11 protein-coding genes are annotated in these 17,267 nt (G+C 38.1%); all 11 read right to left on the bottom strand.

Annotated elements, in window-relative coordinates; translation table 11 throughout:
• Positions 1–59: 59 nt before the first annotated feature.
• Positions 60–422: a cytochrome C oxidase subunit IV family protein gene (locus B5X53_RS04780; protein WP_079712106.1), complete on the bottom strand. Its 363-nt coding sequence runs from the start codon at positions 420–422 to the stop codon at positions 60–62.
• A gap of 18 nt (positions 423–440) precedes the next feature.
• Complete coding sequence (locus tag B5X53_RS04775) at positions 441–1,421, bottom strand: cytochrome c oxidase subunit 3 (protein ID WP_079712105.1); 981 nt, start codon at positions 1,419–1,421, stop codon at positions 441–443.
• A gap of 48 nt (positions 1,422–1,469) precedes the next feature.
• Positions 1,470–2,051, bottom strand: a complete 582-nt coding sequence (locus tag B5X53_RS04770; RefSeq protein ID WP_079712104.1) for a cytochrome c oxidase subunit 3 — start codon at positions 2,049–2,051, stop codon at positions 1,470–1,472.
• Positions 2,042–2,944 carry a heme o synthase gene (gene cyoE / locus B5X53_RS04765; RefSeq protein ID WP_079712103.1) on the bottom strand — a complete coding sequence of 301 codons (903 nt, stop codon included), beginning with the start codon at positions 2,942–2,944 and terminating at the stop codon, positions 2,042–2,044. The genes B5X53_RS04770 and cyoE overlap by 10 nt, the downstream gene beginning before the upstream one ends.
• A 142-nt stretch (positions 2,945–3,086) precedes the next feature.
• A complete protein-coding gene (locus B5X53_RS04760) occupies positions 3,087–5,204 on the bottom strand; it encodes a gliding motility protein RemB (RefSeq protein WP_079712102.1) in 2,118 nt (705 codons plus the stop codon).
• A 122-nt stretch (positions 5,205–5,326) separates the two neighbouring features.
• Complete coding sequence (locus tag B5X53_RS04755) at positions 5,327–6,049, bottom strand: energy transducer TonB (RefSeq protein WP_079712101.1); 723 nt, start codon at positions 6,047–6,049, stop codon at positions 5,327–5,329.
• Positions 6,050–6,093: 44 nt separating this feature from the next.
• The gene (locus B5X53_RS04750) at positions 6,094–6,498 is read right to left on the bottom strand and encodes a VanZ family protein (protein ID WP_234999240.1); all 405 of its coding nucleotides are present in this window, start codon (positions 6,496–6,498) and stop codon (positions 6,094–6,096) included.
• A complete protein-coding gene (gene gcvH / locus B5X53_RS04745) occupies positions 6,488–6,868 on the bottom strand; it encodes a glycine cleavage system protein GcvH (RefSeq protein WP_079712100.1) in 381 nt (126 codons plus the stop codon). Before gcvH ends, B5X53_RS04750 begins: the two co-directional genes overlap by 11 nt.
• 62 nt (positions 6,869–6,930) lie before the next feature.
• Entirely contained in the window at positions 6,931–14,085 is a 7,155-nt protein-coding gene (gene sov, locus B5X53_RS04740; protein ID WP_449415967.1) for a T9SS outer membrane translocon Sov/SprA, read from the bottom strand.
• A gap of 25 nt (positions 14,086–14,110) precedes the next feature.
• Positions 14,111–14,692: a Holliday junction branch migration protein RuvA gene (gene ruvA / locus B5X53_RS04735; RefSeq protein WP_079712098.1), complete on the bottom strand. Its 582-nt coding sequence runs from the start codon at positions 14,690–14,692 to the stop codon at positions 14,111–14,113.
• Between the two features lie 117 nt (positions 14,693–14,809).
• The gene (locus B5X53_RS04730; RefSeq protein ID WP_079712097.1) at positions 14,810–17,095 is read right to left on the bottom strand and encodes an NADP-dependent malic enzyme; all 2,286 of its coding nucleotides are present in this window, start codon (positions 17,093–17,095) and stop codon (positions 14,810–14,812) included.
• Positions 17,096–17,267: the final 172 nt, after the last annotated feature.

Genomic DNA, 17,267 nt, shown 5'->3' with positions numbered 1-17,267 from the left:
AAATAAAAAGACGGTTTCACAAAACCGCCTTTCTCTATACTTTTAACTTTTAAGCCTAATTAAAAATCCCAGGCTACGTGGTTAGATTTAAAAACCTCATAAATATAGTCTCCCTCTGTTAGGAGAATAAAAATAAGGTAACTTATAAGAAAGACTGCCGTCCAAACTATTGCTCTTCGCAATCCTTTGGTTTCTCCTTCAAGGTGCATAAAAGACCAGGCAATATAATAAGCTTTATAAATTGTAAGTATGATAAATATCCAGTTAAGGAGTGACATACTCAAGAAAGAAGTATCCGTAAGGAATTCTGGTTTTAAAATCCCTAAAACCACTTCTATAAGGGTAACTATGGATAGGATTACAAATACCGTCCAGATCCTCTTTGTGTTAGATTCGTGATGATGTGCTGTACCGTGTGCCATTTTTAATATTTTCTGAAATTATACCAGGTAAAAGAATGTAAAAACAAATACCCAAACTAAATCTACAAAGTGCCAATAAAGACCAACTTTCTCTACCATTTCGTAATTCTTTCTTCGCTCGTAAGTTCCAAGAATTACGTTGAAGAAAATAATGATATTAATAAGTACCCCTGTAAAAACGTGGAAACCGTGGAAACCGGTAATAAAGAAGAAGAAATCCCCAAATAGTGGTGGACCATATTCATTACGTGTAAGGTTAGCACCTTCTACCACACCAATGGCTTCACTATCTAATTTAGCAAGAGATTCTTCGCGGGAAAGGATTGTCTTCTCACCTTCCTCGTTCATTATTTGTGTTCTTATTAAAAGGTCTGGATTTGCAGCAAAACCAGCTTTTACTTCTTCTATAGAATAAGATGGCAATGCTTTTTCCGCTTCAAACCATATTCCATTTTTGGCTTCATGTTCTACTCTATCTGAAGCTCCGGGAACAGCAATATCTGCAAGTGCTACCCTGTGGCCATCGCCATCAATAAATTGAAGAACATTACCTCCGGTAGTGTAAACGGCACCATAAGTTCCATTGATGAAATTCTTCCATTCCCAGGCTTGAGAACCAAGGAAAATAACTCCCCCAATAATAGTAAGGAACATATAAAAAGTAACTTTCGCTTTGTTTAACTGGTGGCCGGCATCTACTGCCAATACCATTGTTACCGAAGAAAAAATAAGGATAAACGTCATTAAAGCCACATAATACATAGGTGCATCTACACCGTGTAAGAATGGAAAGTGATTGAAAACTTCGTCGGCAATTGGCCACGAATCCATAAATTTAAAGCGGGAAAACCCATAAGCTGCAAGAAAAGCAGAGAAGGTAAGTGCATCGGAAACGATGAAAAACCACATCATCATTTTGCCATAACTGGACTTTAAAGGCTCATTACCACCACCCCAGGTTTTACCTTCGGTGCCTGTTCTAACAACAGTAGCTTCCATAGAAGAGTTTTTAAATTTTTAAGTATTGCGCAAAAATACGTAATTTTATTATCTAAAGAAATATAAAAATACAAACAGGTAAATCCACATAAGATCAACAAAATGCCAAAAAGTCGCACCTAGCTCAATTCCAAGCATTTGACCTTTTTTATAACGTTGTTTAAAATGGTTATAAATTACTACCAAAAGCGTGATAATGCCCGCCAGCAGGTGCGCCATGTGAACTAAAACCAATACATAAATGAAAGAAGTTGTAATACTACTTTCACTCCCAGTAAAGTAATAACCTTCACCAATAATTTCAGTAAAACCATTAAATTGAAGCGCAACAAAAAGCACCGCAAGCACAAGCGTACCAATGAGTAAAGCAGAAGCGTTTCTTCGGTTTCCGGCCAAAATACTTTGCTTGGCCATTATAAATGTGAAACTACTTAAAACTATAACAAGGGTACTCCACATGAACGCATTTGGGAGATCAAATTCTGTTAACCAGTCTGGTCTTGTTTTACTTACAACATAAGCACTGGTTAGCCCACCAAAGGTCATAATCATACTAATTATCCCAAACCAGAGCATCATCTTCTTTGCCCTATCGTATTTGTGCTTTTCGGCACCTTGAGTTAAATCCATTCTCTTATAAATTTATCAAAAACATATACTATTTGAAGCAACGTAATATAAGATACGCTTGCGAACATCAATTTTTTAGCGGCCTGCGCCGTTTTTTCCTTATACAGCTTTAACGCATAATACAGCATTCCCAGTCCTAATATAAGAATGAGCGCTCCCGCGACCGGCGACAGAAAAAGTTTGCCTGTTACACCAAAAACAGGAATTAACGAAACTAAAATGGTCCAGACCGTATAAAGAATTACCTGTATTGCGGTTCCTTTATCCCGTTTTCCGGTAGGTAGCATAAAAAAACCGCCTTTTTTATAATCGTCAAACAACCACCAACCAATCGCCCAAAAATGTGGAAACTGCCAGAAGAATTGTATCATAAATAAAGTTCCGGGCTCTATACTAAATTCTCCTGTTGCCGCTACCCAACCCAGCATAAAAGGAATTGCCCCCGGAATTGCGCCTACAAAAACCGATAGTGGTGTTTTAGTCTTAAGAGGGGTATAAACACTTACATACAAAAAGATACTTATAGCCCCAAACATTGCCGTTTTAGGGTTAATAATGTACAAAACTATAAGCCCGGCAATGGTAAAAATACTGGCAATTGCAAACGCTGTACTTACCGACATTCTCCCATCGGGGATAGGCCGGTTTTTAGTGCGGTCCATAAGCGCATCAAGATCACGCTCTATTATCTGATTATAGGCATTTGAGGCACCCACCATAAAGTAACCACCGATAGCAAGTAGAAAAACCGTAACAAAATCTATACTATCTGCACCCAGAAAATAACCTGCAACCGAAGAAAAAACCACGCTTACAGCAAGCCGTACCTTGGTAATTTCTTTAAAGTCTGTTAGGATAGAAGCCGAGGAAATATGTACGCCAGTGCTGCTCAAAAATAGGTTTTTTCAATTGGCGCAAAGATACTCCTTAATTGGGTTTTGGCAAGGGTGCAAAAATGTTAATTTTCAGCACTTAAGAAATTGAAAGAATATTACGAAAAACTGCTAAAAATACTTTAGTAATACATCTATTCATTTAATAATCGTAATACCAGTTAAAAATATCGGTGCGCAATCCAAAATTTACCCAGGAAGTTGTGTTATCAAAATTTTGTGGTGTCTTTACTTCGGGGTTAAAGGAGCGATAAATAAAACTTCCGTAGAGTTTTAAATTCGTTGCAGGATTTACAATATAGCCTGCTTCAATACTGGAAAAGAAAGAAATTGTAGTATTTCCCTGTCCAATTTCAACATCGGTTTCAAAAGGTCTTTGTCGCTCGCTGGTATAAATATTTCCCCCATAAGCAGCCTGGTTGGCGGCCATATTATAATCAAAACCTCTCTTACCGTAAATTACTTTGGCATTCCCATACCATCTATCATTTTTATAGCGGGCGATCGCTAAAATTTCCCTAAAATTTGAACCCCACAAATGAGCCATGGATTGATTATTATGACCGTAATTTAAAACACCCGTATTATGGGAGTAAGTATATGGCCGAACCTGATTATACTCTGCCTGAAAAAATAGCCCTGGAATATTAAATGCATCAAAATACTTCAACCCAAGTTGATAGCCGAGCTTATTTTTCCAACTTTGTTGTCCGCCAAAAACGTCTGAAGTAGAGAATTCATCTATAATCATTTGGCCATAGACGTTGATTTCGTCGGAAAATTTATATTTGGAAGTTAAACCGATAATTGCATTCCCTCCCCGCGCGCCGGTAGAAAATTCTATAGAACGATAAAAAATCACCGGATTCAAATAATTTAAATCGAAGCCCCTGTTGTTATCATTTTCCCAAACTACAGATTCAAACAAACCAATATTAAGCCGTTTCGTGACATTATAACTCAAATAATGATTGGCCATATATTTCGTTCTGAAAGAACCATTTTCTGTAACTGCCGGCCTTACATCACGTAAAGACATCCAGGTGTTGGTGTATTTTAACTTCCAGAAAGTAGTATTCAATTTAAAATATGGATATGGAGAAGCATTATCACTCATTAAAAGCGAACGATAACCGTCTCCAATAAAGTTTTTACCGTGGCCAAATTGAAGATTAAAAAATTTGTTAGGCGTATAAGATAAATAGCCTTCAGCAACCGGATAATCATAACCTTCGTCCATAAAAGGTTTTGCAATTCCCCGGCCGGGAATTATAGCGGGATCCCCTCCATCTGGCCGAATAGATTCTGCAAAGCGATTATAATAGTCGGCAAATCTTCCCTGGTTTTCGTAGGCTACCGTATAAAAATTAAAGTTCTTCCCTAAACCTCCCTGAAAAATAAGCGCGCGGGTATTATTATAAGTAAAATCGAAATCTGTTTGCTGAAAATCTTTTCCTAACTGAAGATCTAAAGCGAAATCTAAAGTAAACCAATAATCTTCGGTTTGATATTGCACCAAATGTTCATTCCACAATTTTCTGTCAAACCAGGAATTTGCATCCCGAAGCATTTTATCTTCCTCAGCTTTAAAATCGTAATATTTGGAAACTTCAGAAAAAAGTAAGGGCTTTGAAGCCGAGTGGGTATTCACTCCTATTCTATTAAATTGAGCATCAAAGCGGCCATAATATTCGTGAGACAAAGGAATATTTATCTGACTTTCATAACGTGGTCTCGTAAACTCCCCGGATAGGATTTTATCATATTCATGGGTTACATCATCTTCTTCAGGTTGCTGAAGATTCACTTCTGAAATATCAGGTTTAACCTGGGAGGTAGCAGATAATTCTTCAGTATTTAATTCCAGCGGAATTTTTACCGGCATTTTAAACTGAACAAAAATTGGTCTGGAATTATAAGTGGCCGGCTTAATTTGAGGCAGCAAATTAAAAACACGTTGCATTTCGTCCTTTAATTCTGCATAGACAGCGTCAGTATAAACAATATTAAAATTTCCGGTTTTATCTACTTCAAAAATAACGATGATTTCACCACTATAATTTTCCCGGGTTACCTCTAAAGGTATTTCATAGTTATTTAAAACAAATTCAGTAAGGGTATTTTTGAAACAGGCTTCTTTATTTGCAAAATCTACTTCGGTACATTGGAGAAATTCAGGAAAACGCTGGCTATTATCCTGGGCCTGAGATTTTGAAATAATCGCACTTAGCAAGAAAAGAAGAAACAGGTAGTTCTTCATACTTAAAGTAGAGAAAGATTGGTTACACCCTCGAAATATACATTTTTTTAGATAGAGTAAACCAGCTAAAATAAAAAATCCCGGGACGGACCCGGGATTTAAATCTATATTAAATAAATGTCTTAGTCTTGAATTTGGAATACAATTGGCAAAGAGTACATAACCCCTACTGCCTTGCCACGTTGTTTACCAGGTTGCATACTAGGCAATTTATTAATTACCCTTGCAGCTTCACGCTCTAACCTTGGGTGTGGCGCTCTAGACTGTACATTGGTAATATTTCCTTTTTCATCAATTTTAAACTGAACGATTACCCTGTTTACTCCAGAAAGGCCAAGTTCTGCACCAAGATCTGTATCGAACTCACGGTTTACAAACTGACTAATCTTTTGGCTCATACATTGTTTTCGCTCTTCGTTGTTATTTAGGTTCTCACACCCCGGGAAGATTGGCACATCTTCAATTACAGCAAAAGGTACATCTTCTACTTCTTCTTCAACAGGAGCTTCAACAACCTCTTCTACCTCAACAATATCATCCATATTGGTCTCAGTAGACTCAATTTCGTCTTCTTCTACCTCTTCCTCATCCTCTACAACTTCAATAACCTCTGGTGCCGGTGGTGGTGGTGGAGGTGGTGGAGGCGTATTCTGCATCTCTGTAATTGGGATTTCTTCATCATCTAAATCGTCCATGTTTAACTGGCCGGTATCAATGGCATCCTTGTCATAAGTCTTCCATTCAATTGCCCTCCAGGTAATTAACAGGACAAGAATAAGCCCCAATTGAAGAAAGAATACACTTCTTCTGGTTAAATCGGCTTTTGGATTTTTCTTTGGTTCCATAATAGGTTATTGATTAATAAGGATTGCTAAATTAAATATTTTTTCTAAAAAATTAAATTAATCTTACTATTTAACCTTTTTAGACTCTTTTCAAAGAGGAGAAAGATAATAACAGCAAGTAAAATTCCAGCAGTATTGGCCAAAATATCATACCAATCTGGCTCTCTATAACTGGTTACTACACCCTGTAAAACCTCAATTAACATACCAAACAGTATTGAGAGGCCGGCTATTTTGAATAAGTTAATTTTATAAGTAGTTCGCGGTTTATTTTTTTGCATAAAATAGACCTTCCATAATACTACAAGTCCAAAATAGGCTCCAAGATGTAAAAGTTTATCTGTAGGATTAAAACTCCCAACACTAATCTTACCGAGTTTCACTAAAGAGGAAACCGTTAGCAATATAGTGTAAAAGCTCGCTACAAATAAAATTATTTTAGCTACCAAGAACTTCTTTATAGGCATCTGCACTTAAAAGATCCTTCAGTTGAGATTCATCAGAAAATTTAATTTTAATCATCCACCCTTCTCCGTAAGGATCTGAATTTACTTTTTCCGGCTCATCTTCAAGGCTCTCGTTAAATTCAATTATTTCGCCAGAAAGAGGCAAATAAAGGTCTGAAACTGTTTTTACAGCTTCAACGGTACCAAAAACCTCTTCTCTATCAAGGGTTTCATCTACGGTTTCTACTTCTACATAAACAATATCACCTAATTCGCCCTGGGCAAAATCTGTAATACCAATGGTAGCTGTATCACCTTCTACCTTAATCCATTCGTGGTCTTTGGTGTACTTTAAATCTTGTGGAATGTTCATTAGTTCTATTTTATATTAGAGCAAAGTTAATTTTTTAAAGCAATACTTCAAACAAGCCTCAATTAATTTCCAAAATTATATCTAAGGGTTATTCCAGATCTTATGGTTGTTTGCGGAAACGCCGTAGAAACCGCGTATTCAGAGAAATTATGTTCGTAATAGAATATTGCGGTTAGATTACTGGAAATGGCATAATCTGTAGAAAAATTAATACGCCATATATCCTGACCGGCAATTACCTGGCTAGTTTCTAAATCTAAATACCTTATTATACTCTTATTTCTTCTGAAGGAAACATCGGCTTTAAAATTAAGATCACTGCTTAAAATACGGTTAGTTCCTCCAAGGCCGGTGGCAATTCTTAAATCGCTAATTCTATAGCCTGCACCCAAAATATATTCGTTTCCGGTGGTTTCAGTCAATAAATTATTATCGAAACTAAGGGAAAGCATTCGGTCTTTTCGCACTTCTGCCAATAACTGAATAGCATTTTGAGTTTCCAGGTCTAAGCGGAAAAGCGGTGTAAATAGTTCAGTTAAAACAATATTGGAATACAACATTGGGTTTTTAAAATCTCCAGCCTGGTTAGTGTCAAATTCGTTCTCAGGATCGTAATCCAAATTAGTTTGAAATTGATTAATGGTATAGTTAGATTGATACCCGTGATTTATTGAAATACGCCTGAATTTATCCTTAAACCAACCAATTCGCATTAAACCGGTATACTTCAGATTCCAGTTTGGTAAAGGCATATCCCTAAAAGCTCCCAGCTTCATATCTTCAGGATCTTTCCCGGCATAGGCCGAAACAAAAGCCGGTAATAAAACTGCCTGGTTTGTTTTTCCAATCCCTACAGGATAGCCATCTTCATCTACGTTATTAGGATCTAAACCTCGCTCTCGCGCAATGCGGCGGGCAATATTAAGCCGATTTTCCCTGAAACTTTCAAAAGTTTCAGAAGATTGCTCGTCTGATTGGTTAAAAGCGGTTTTTATAAGAATAGTAGAAATATTAAAATTCCCGTAATTATAAGGCGTCAAAGAAATATATTCCAATGTAGTGGGATTTACTCTATAATTCTCTGAAAAATTTTCTGAATAATTTCGATTTGCGCTAATATCAACAGTAAGATCTGGAACAATATCGAGCGAAGCCTGCACATCCAATTGTTCGTTTTTTAAAGTAGAATACTGCTGATTAAAATTTTGAAACAAGGTTAACCAACCTCTTCTGGCTGCGGTATATCTAACCTCATCCTGCCAGCCAAATGTAAAAGCTGTACTGGGTTGCAAAGTTCCCATAAAACCTACGCTTGGCGTATAACCGGGAAGAAAAGTTCCTTCATTTTGGCGGTAATTTACCTGCAACCTGCTCAATATGGTCACAAAATCTACAAACGTATTAAAGCTTTTGCTGGTTTTCTCAACTACTTCGGCATTTTGGGTACGCTCTGCATCCTGCGGACTTCCATCTAATGTGGGAACACCGCCACTGCGTTGTTTTATAGTTTGTCCGCCACGCCCTTCTTTCTTTTCCAACCCTAAATATGAATATAAATTCTCCATATCCAAACTTGCATTAATTTGGTGAGAACTTGAATTCTGAACGCTGTTTCCAATATCTGGAATCCCTTCTAAATTCTCGTAAATTCTGGAACCCCGCTGCCATTGGAAGTCCCCAGTATAAGAATAAGTAGCATTTATAAATTCCAGAACGGGAATTTTATCAAAAGGGATCTCATAATTTACCTGCAGATTTTGAAAGTGTAAATCTGGAGTTCCAATACTGAAAAAATTATCCCAAACTCGAATATTATTGTCGGCAAAACCGTCTTCGTCTATATAATTTCTTACAATTCGGTTATTTGAAGCGTTAAAGCTGAAATTCAAAGAATTGGTAAGATTATAATTTATACCATATTCCCAGTTAAACATATAATTTCTCTGGTAAAGCGTTGGAATTCCCAAATCATCATCTGAAAGTTCCAGCGACCGGAATTTTTGCTCGTTATATTGTCTTAAAATTGTAGAACTGGCATTTATATTAGAAGGCAATAAATTCACATTAAAATCTCTCACCAGTGAATAATAGTCGCTGCTATCTAAAGCCGAAATATTCTTGAAAGGTTCTATCTCTTTAGGCTCAAAATTAAACTCGTAGGTGGCGCCGGCCCGCACATTTTGGTTTAAAGATTCTTCAATTTCAAAATCACGATGATCTACCTGATTATAAGAAGTGGTAAAAGCAAAATTCTCTATATCGTAAGGCATAGGTTTGGCCTCACCGGTACGCTCCTTGCGCAAACCTATAATGTTCACACTTTGTCTTCTTGTATAAGACTGCGATTGCTTTTTAACCCGATCTCTTTCTACGGGATCTACAATATCTGACAGGCGAGTTTCCAATTCTAAATCAAGAAATTCCTGGTCGTATTTCGGGGTAATTAATTCTTCACCCCTGCTATAATTAAACGGAATTTTCACGCCCCATTTTTCTGGAAGTAATTGCCCGGCATTTATATTGGTAACTACATCATATTGTTGGGAATTCTCTCTACTTCGTTGATTTGGCCCTTGTTCTATAGTTCCAAAACCTACGGTACTTTTTCTTCCTGTGGCAGCTACCGTAGCGAAATCTGAAAAATTGGTATCCATATTAACTATCGTAGCCCATCCCCCCTCGTTATCAAGGTCTGAAAGTCTTAGTTCGTTAAACCAAACCTCACCACATAAATCCTGAACTCCATTGGTGGGAGTTCCATTTTTTAATCCCAACATTAATACCCGAACATTTCCAAAACTGGGATTTCCTTTTATTCCCAGCCGCAGCTGGTCCATTTCATAGGAGTCTTCTTCATCTATTAATTCTAAATTTTCAGTAAAGAAATTTAATTCTCCTGAGTTTAAAGAAGGATCTCCTAAAACTCCTGTTTTTACACGTTGTAGAAGTTCCAGCGGCAGGTTCATTCGGTTAACTTGCGGCCAGATTTCTTCTGCAGTCATCGCCCCAAAAGCCGTCGGACTTAAAGGAATCTCAATCTGATAGTAATTATCAGTAAAATCGGTTCCCATTCTTACAAAAGCTACCAACTGCCCGTCTTTTAAAGGAGTTTGGTTGGGTAGCGATTCCGCGTGTAAAAACATTTCCAGGTTTTTATACTGCCGCATATCTATCTGGAAATTTTTGTAAACCGCCCTCGCATCCTGTGGTTCCAAATCACAAACTCTTAGCGATAAGGATTGTTCATTTTGCCTGATATTGGTATTATTTTCAAAAAGTTCTTCCCTAATTACGCCGGGAGGTAAAACATAAGGTACCGGTTGCCGGTTTTCATTTTCCTCGATATTTACTGCTGAAACTTCAAAAAGGGTATTTTGATTTTCGGGGAGAATATTTCTATCTCTTAAACCACGATTATACCGACGGTAATCACCTCTTACCAACTCCATAGTTCCAAAACGCAATAAGGTTTCTTCCTCGAACCCACTAAGGAACATTCGCATAAAACGGATAGATCTATAATCGGCTATACCCCCTTTGGAATCTGTAGGTTCGTAAATTGGAATTTTAAACTGAAGCCAGCGCACAGGCAGTTCATTTCCATTTCTAAGAGTGGTGGTAAGTTCTTTCTCATCGGTGATGTATTGATTATTTTCAACGCCCATCCCGGGGAAGAAAGGTATTTCATATTCAAAATAACTATCAATGGTGTTCATCGTGTTATCCCGATTCACATCTTCTGTAGTTGGCAAAGTGGTATTTCCCCTATTGGTATCACCAACTTCCGGCGGGGAATTCCCATCTGGACCATTATAATTCCTATAGCGATTAACAATGTCTCCATCGGTATTTAGAAAATACTCGTAATTATCTGCCGCAGGATCGGGTAAATTGCTGAATTCAGGAAATTTTAATGATTCTTGCGCATCTGAAAGCCCGTCGTATCCCACATCCTGGTTGGTGCGTTCTTCCCCTTCAGAATCAAAGGCATAAATTAAAGATTGATCTGCAGGAACTTTTGCTACCTGTGTTTCTATGGTATTTTCAGCACCACCACTTGCAGGCAACCCGTTTTCATATTGTTTTCGACCATCTTTCAAGACATCTTCAGAAATATTTCCAAGATTAAAATTGATAGTTCCGGCTGAATTACCGCTGTTTTCAGAATAAATATAGGGATCCATCACCCAAAATTCTATAAACTCTACATTGCTTTGTTCAAAATTAGTAGTATTTATTCCGCGCATTATTCCTCCAAAACTTTCCGAAGGATTGGGCAAAGTTCCATCTGTAGCTGCGGGATTAAAATTATAGGGGCCACGTTCTTCAGGAAAATAAGCTACATCCATAGTGTAGACCACCTGAGGTTGCCCTTGCACCACATCGGTATTGGGGAAAATCTCACTTAAGGTTACCCTTCTGGTTGCGTAGGTAGAAATGTCGTTATCTGTAATCCCGTCGGGGCGGTTGCTGCTATAGAAAACAGGATCTATAGTGTACCAGGACATTTTTGCCCGTTTATCGCCAACTTTTATATCGCCATTAGCTCGCTCACCACCATAACCAAGCGGAACACTACTTAATTCCCAACTTAATGGGGCGCTGATATCTATTGTAGTTTGCGCCGCTTCAAAATCGTCTATATAGGTGGTTGCTTCTCCCTGGAAATCGTTAATTGAGGGCGCACCGGGTTGCAAATAGGCAAATTCTCCCGTTACCGAAAAATTAGAAGGCACATCGGTATCTATGTTTGGCAGTTTATTTACCAATCTTGTAAGCAAAGGAACCTCGGTAGAATAATTTACATTAAAACCGAAAATTGAATTATTTATAGGTTCGTAACTATAATTTGCTTTTTGAGTTAGTGGGCGTTCCTTCAGGTTTAAAAAAGTAGCTCCAATCAAGAAGTTTTCGTTAAACTGATGTTCTACATTTAAACCGGTAAACCGTTTAGTTTGCTGTCCAAACAAGGCATTATTCTCTGTATTTACTTGAATGGGAATATCTGAAGCAAGCAAAGCTTCGTCCAGAATTTGTACTCTTCCCAGTTCATAATTTACCACGTAATCTACCCCTTCCTGTAAAATCCTGCCCCCGGCGGTAACAGTTACCGAGCCCGGTGGGAGGTTAAAACCAATAGGAATCCCTTCAACTTCACCAGATTTATATCTCCCTTTTAACTGAAATTTATTTTTATCCGCGTCTTCCTGTTCTGCCTGGGTTTTTGTGGTTCGATATAAAGAACGGAAAACATATTTTTGCTGATTGGCATTCCAGGTTTCAGGATTATCATAATCTTCAGTTCCTGTATTTGGGGAATTATCAAGTTCTTCAAATAAATGTCTACCAAATGGTTCTACGGAAGTAAAAATTATATTCCCGTTCTCAGGATCTATTGTTAATCCCGGCACATAATCAAAAAAACCATCACCACCATTTATAGGGTCGTTATTATTATTTAATTTATCGAGATTAAAAACCCTAAGTAACGGGGTTTCGCTAATATCTTCGGGCAATGCTACTGAACCGTCTCCCGCAGGTTTTATATAGTTTAAAGGCTGCGGATCTGTATATAAAATATTCATCCTGAAATCTTCCCGCTCTAATTGATAAGCGCCCAAACTGTAAATATTTTTCATCATTAAATCCCAAACCGGCTCATTTACATTGGTAATGGTGCTTTTTAGCATTTTAACCACCAGGTTCTGGTTAATTCGCTGGTTTGTAACCGGCTCATCAGGATCTTGTGTTGGGTTTTGAGCCGGATTGTTATCTCCCGTAGCATTCACGCCGTCGTTTGCAAATTCTCCAACCTGGTAAACCTCGCCATTCACAGTATATTGAAAAGCAATGGCAAGAATTTCGTCATTACTTAATCGCTGATTTAAAGAAATATACCCGAGTTGAGTATTCAGGCTGTATTCATTGGGCTGTAATTGCCTGGCGTTTTCAAGTTTTACATAATCCAGCCCTTCTGAAACATGAACTCCGCCAAAACCATTATCTACCGTAGCTACATCACGAATAGAAGGTGTTAAAACAGATTCAGCTGAACCATCTATACCAAAAGGATTAAAATCGTTATTCTCATTATCGGGAAAACTTCCGCCCGGTTGATTAAAAAATCCTGCCGGCGGATTATCCAGCCCAACGTTGCCCGGCACATTGCTTTCTCCCAAATCCTGGATAGCCACAATATTTCTGGTATCGGTTAGATTTTGAACATTATTGGTTCTATTGGTTACCCAAACCTGCACCCTTTTAATTTGAATATTGGTATTTATGAAAGGATAATCTTTAAGAGCATCATCATAATTATCCCTGAAATAATGGGAAAGAAAAAAGTGCCGGTCCTGATCGTAATCCAGGGCAAATTTTTCAAATTCTTCAACGGTAGAACCACCTTCAACATTTACCGTTCTTCGTTCTGATTTTTGTTCAGAAAAAACACCGGTAATTCGGGTTTTTCCAAATTGTAACTCTGTTTTAAATCCAAACAAACTTTGTGCGCCCTGCATCAGCGCATTATTAAGCGGCATATTTACATTCCCGACTTCAATTTTTCTTACAATATCATCTTCGGTAGGTGTGTATTCAAGCTTTAACTGGTTTTGAAAATCGAATGTAGATTCGGTATCGTAATTGGCGGTAATTTGCAAACGCTCTCCGATTTGCCCAAGTAAACTAAGGCTAATTCGCTGATCAAAGTCGAAAGTAAGGTTTTGCCTGTTCCTGGGAGAAAAAGCAGGATTATCCTGTTTGGTATAAAGTAAGCCCAGGTCCATTTCTACCGTTCCCTGCGGAACAATATTAATTTCCGAACCTCCAAAAATGCTTTCAAAAAAATTATTATTTACGTAAAAATCTGGTAATAAATCCCTCTGAATTTCCTCTGCTCCTTCTTTTCGGCCGGCCTGCGCATCTACTTTCTGCTTAAAATAATTACGCATTTCTTCATCTAAAACCAGGTTTTCGTATTCCTCAGGAGTTAAAATTAAAGGGATGGAAAGATCTATATCGCTTAATTGCTCTCGATAAATATACCGGTCTAAAATAGCATCGTATTCGTAGAAAGAAGAGATTAATTCAGAATCAGGCAGGGTTATTTCACCCAAAGCATACCCGGTTTCGGTGGTATCCTGAGGGGTTTCCTGTGCAGTGGAACTCAATGAAATTATCAATGACAACAACAAGCTGAGCTTAACCGAAGTTGACAATTTCCAGTAATTGTGCCTCAATTCTTTACAAATTTTTAAGAGCCATTTTTATAATAGATTCTACGGTAGGGCTGGCAGAATCTTTCATTATCTTATCTACTACCCTTGTAGCCTGCTTTCTTGCGAAGCCGAGAGTCTCTAATGCAGATAACGCTTCTTCCTTTATTGTATTGTCTTGAGGAACAAAAACTTCGTCTTCCCCATAGACTTTTAATATTTTATCTTTTAAGTCTAAAATTACCCGCTGTGCGGTTTTAGCACCAATTCCTTTCACGCTTTGTATGGTCGGTACATCGCCGTTTGCAATGGCATCTTTAACCTGGTTGGGTTCTAAAGAAGACAACATTGTTCTGGCGGTACTGGTCCCCACCCCGGAAACCGAAATTAGCAACCTAAAAATATCCCGCTCAGACTTTTGATAAAAACCATAAAGCGTGTGGGAATCTTCCTTAACGTGTAAATGGGTGTAAACACTTATATTTTCTGAATCTGGTATGAGAGAAAAAGTATGGAGAGAAATATTGACCATATACCCTACGCCGTTGCAAGCGATTACTAAGTAGGTAGGATTCTTCTCTATTAATTGCCCCTTAAGATGATGAATCATAAAATTTTAAACTTAACGAGCCAAATGTAGTAAATAAAAGTTAAGCCCGAAATCTTTGCTTCGGGCTTAACTACTGTATTTCCAACTTATTTTAATCGATATTCAATATTTATATATTTACTTCTTTTGTTTCTTTTCTTTTTCCTGGGCATCCACCACAGTTACCGCGGTCATATTCACAATTTCTTCTACACTTGCTCCAAGCTGAAGAATATGAACAGGCCTTCTCATTCCCATCATAATTGGGCCAATAGAATCTACCTTGTTAAGTTCTTTGATTAGCTTATAAGTACTATTAGCGGAATCAAGGTTGGGATAAATTAAAGTATTTACTTTTTTACCGGCTAATTTTGAAAATGGAAATTTATTCTGAAGCATTTCGCGGTTAAGAGCAAAATCGGCTTGTAACTCCCCATCTACATTAAGTTCGGGGTGATTACGGTGCAGATAAGAAACAGCTTCCTTCACCTTTGTAGCACGCGGATCTTTAGACGAGCCAAAATTGGCATAAGACATCATAGCAACTACCGGTTCTAAACCAAATAACTGTACGGTTCTCGCCGTCATTTGAGCAATTTTAGCAAGATCTTTTGCCGGCGGATCTATATTAATCGAAGTATCACTAATAAACAATGGCCCTCTGGAAGTATTCATAAGGTTTGTGGCGGCTACACGAGTAACTCCCGGCGCCATTCCAATAAGCTCCAGCATAGGTTTTACCACTGCAGGATAGGCCCTGGAATATCCTGAAAGCAAGCCATCGGCATCACCTTCGTTAACCATCATTGCAGCAAAATAATTGCGTTCCCGCATTAGTTTTTCAGCATCATAAAGCGTTACACCGCTACGGTTTCTCGTCTTCCAATAAACCTGAGCGTAAGCTTTTCTATGCTCTTCCTCTTCATCAGATTTTGGATCAATAATAGCAACTTCTTCGTGAAAGTCAATTTCTGCCATTAACTCCTCAATAACTTTACGGCGACCCAGTAAAATTGGAATAGCGATTCCTTCATCGTGAACAATTTGCGCTGCTTTAAGCACATCCAGATGATCGGCTTCAGCAAAAACAATTCGCTTCGGGTTCATTTTCGCACGGTTAAGCAACAACCTGGTGATCTTGTTGTCACTGCCCATTCTTTCAAGCAGTTCCTCTTCATATCTATCCCAATCCTGGATAGGTTGTCTCGCCACACCGCTTTCCATCGCAGCCCTGGCCACTGCCGGTGGTACTTTAGCAATTAAACGGGGATCAAAAGGCTTCGGAATAATATAATCTGAACCAAAATTTAAACGAGTTTCACCATAAGCGATATTAACCTGCTCGGGTACGGGTTCCTTAGCCATTTCGGCTAAAGCTTTTACCGCGGCCATTTTCATTTCTTCATTAATTTTCGTTGCCCTAACATCTAAAGCGCCCCTGAAAATAAACGGAAATCCAAGCACGTTATTCACCTGATTCGGGTGGTCACTTCTACCCGTAGCCATAATTATGTCCTTACGGGTATCCATCGCGAGTTGATAATCGATCTCCGGATTTGGATTCGCCATGGCAAAAACGATAGGTCGTTTCGCCATACTTTTCAGCATTTCAGGAGAAACAATATCAGCGATAGAAAGGCCTACAAAAACATCGGCATCTTTCATGGCTTCTTCAAGGGTATCTATTTTCCTGGAAGTGGCAAATTCTATTTTTTCTTCAGAAAGATTTGGACGATCTTTTCTAATTACGCCTTTACTATCTGTCATTATAATATTTTCGGCTTTTGCTCCAAAAGCTTTATAAAGTTTAGTACATGAAACCGCTGCTGCACCGGCACCGCTTATCACGATCTTCACTTTTTCCATCTTTTTCTTAGCTAGCTCCAGCGCATTTAATAATGCCGCAGCCGATATGATGGCTGTCCCGTGCTGGTCGTCATGCATCACCGGGATATCAAGCTCTTCTTTTAATCTTCTTTCAATCTCAAAAGCCTCGGGAGCTTTGATATCTTCAAGGTTAATTCCCCCAAAAGTGGGCGCTATATTTTTTACCGTTTCTATAAATTTATCTACATCTTTAGTATCTACTTCAATATCAAAAACATCAATATCTGCGAAAATCTTAAAAAGCAAACCTTTACCTTCCATAACCGGTTTAGAGGCTTCAGGACCAATGTCTCCAAGTCCTAAAACTGCAGTTCCGTTAGAAATAACCGCAACGAGATTTCCCTTGGTAGTATATTTATAAGCGTTTTCTTTATCTTTTTCTATCTCCAGGCAAGGTTCTGCCACTCCAGGGGAATATGCGAGGGAAAGATCCCGTTGTGTTGCATATTTTTTTGTAGGTACTACTTCTATTTTCCCTGGCTTGGGTTTGGCGTGATAAACCAGTGCTTCTCTTCTCTTTCTAGGATTATTGCTCATAATTTAATTTTTCTACTTATTACAAAGGTAGCAAGCTCAGCTGCAATATTGAACTTCTACGTATAAAAGAAAGTATTATTTTTTGATCGTATATACTTATAAAAATTGAAGTTCAGCACTTGATATCATCCAATTTTAAACTTTTCTTCAAAATGCTATTAATTTTATCAAA

It is taken from the genome of Salegentibacter salinarum, assembly GCF_900168115.1.
GTDB classification, from domain to species: Bacteria; Bacteroidota; Bacteroidia; order Flavobacteriales; family Flavobacteriaceae; genus Salegentibacter; species Salegentibacter salinarum.
Note: the sequence above shows the minus strand (reverse complement) of the source record. Positions and strands in the feature narration are given on the sequence as shown.

Coding starts and splice junctions, on each gene's coding strand:
- ruvA (WP_079712098.1), bottom strand. CDS start 14,692: ATGATTCATCATCTTAAGGGGCAATTAATAGAGAAGAATCCTACCTAC.
- gcvH (WP_079712100.1), bottom strand. CDS start 6,868: ATGAACATTCCACAAGATTTAAAGTACACCAAAGACCACGAATGGATT.
- B5X53_RS04770 (WP_079712104.1), bottom strand. CDS start 2,051: ATGGATTTAACTCAAGGTGCCGAAAAGCACAAATACGATAGGGCAAAG.
- B5X53_RS04760 (WP_079712102.1), bottom strand. CDS start 5,204: ATGAAGAACTACCTGTTTCTTCTTTTCTTGCTAAGTGCGATTATTTCA.
- B5X53_RS04780 (WP_079712106.1), bottom strand. CDS start 422: ATGGCACACGGTACAGCACATCATCACGAATCTAACACAAAGAGGATC.
- B5X53_RS04730 (WP_079712097.1), bottom strand. CDS start 17,095: ATGAGCAATAATCCTAGAAAGAGAAGAGAAGCACTGGTTTATCACGCC.
- B5X53_RS04755 (WP_079712101.1), bottom strand. CDS start 6,049: ATGGAACCAAAGAAAAATCCAAAAGCCGATTTAACCAGAAGAAGTGTA.
- B5X53_RS04775 (WP_079712105.1), bottom strand. CDS start 1,421: ATGGAAGCTACTGTTGTTAGAACAGGCACCGAAGGTAAAACCTGGGGT.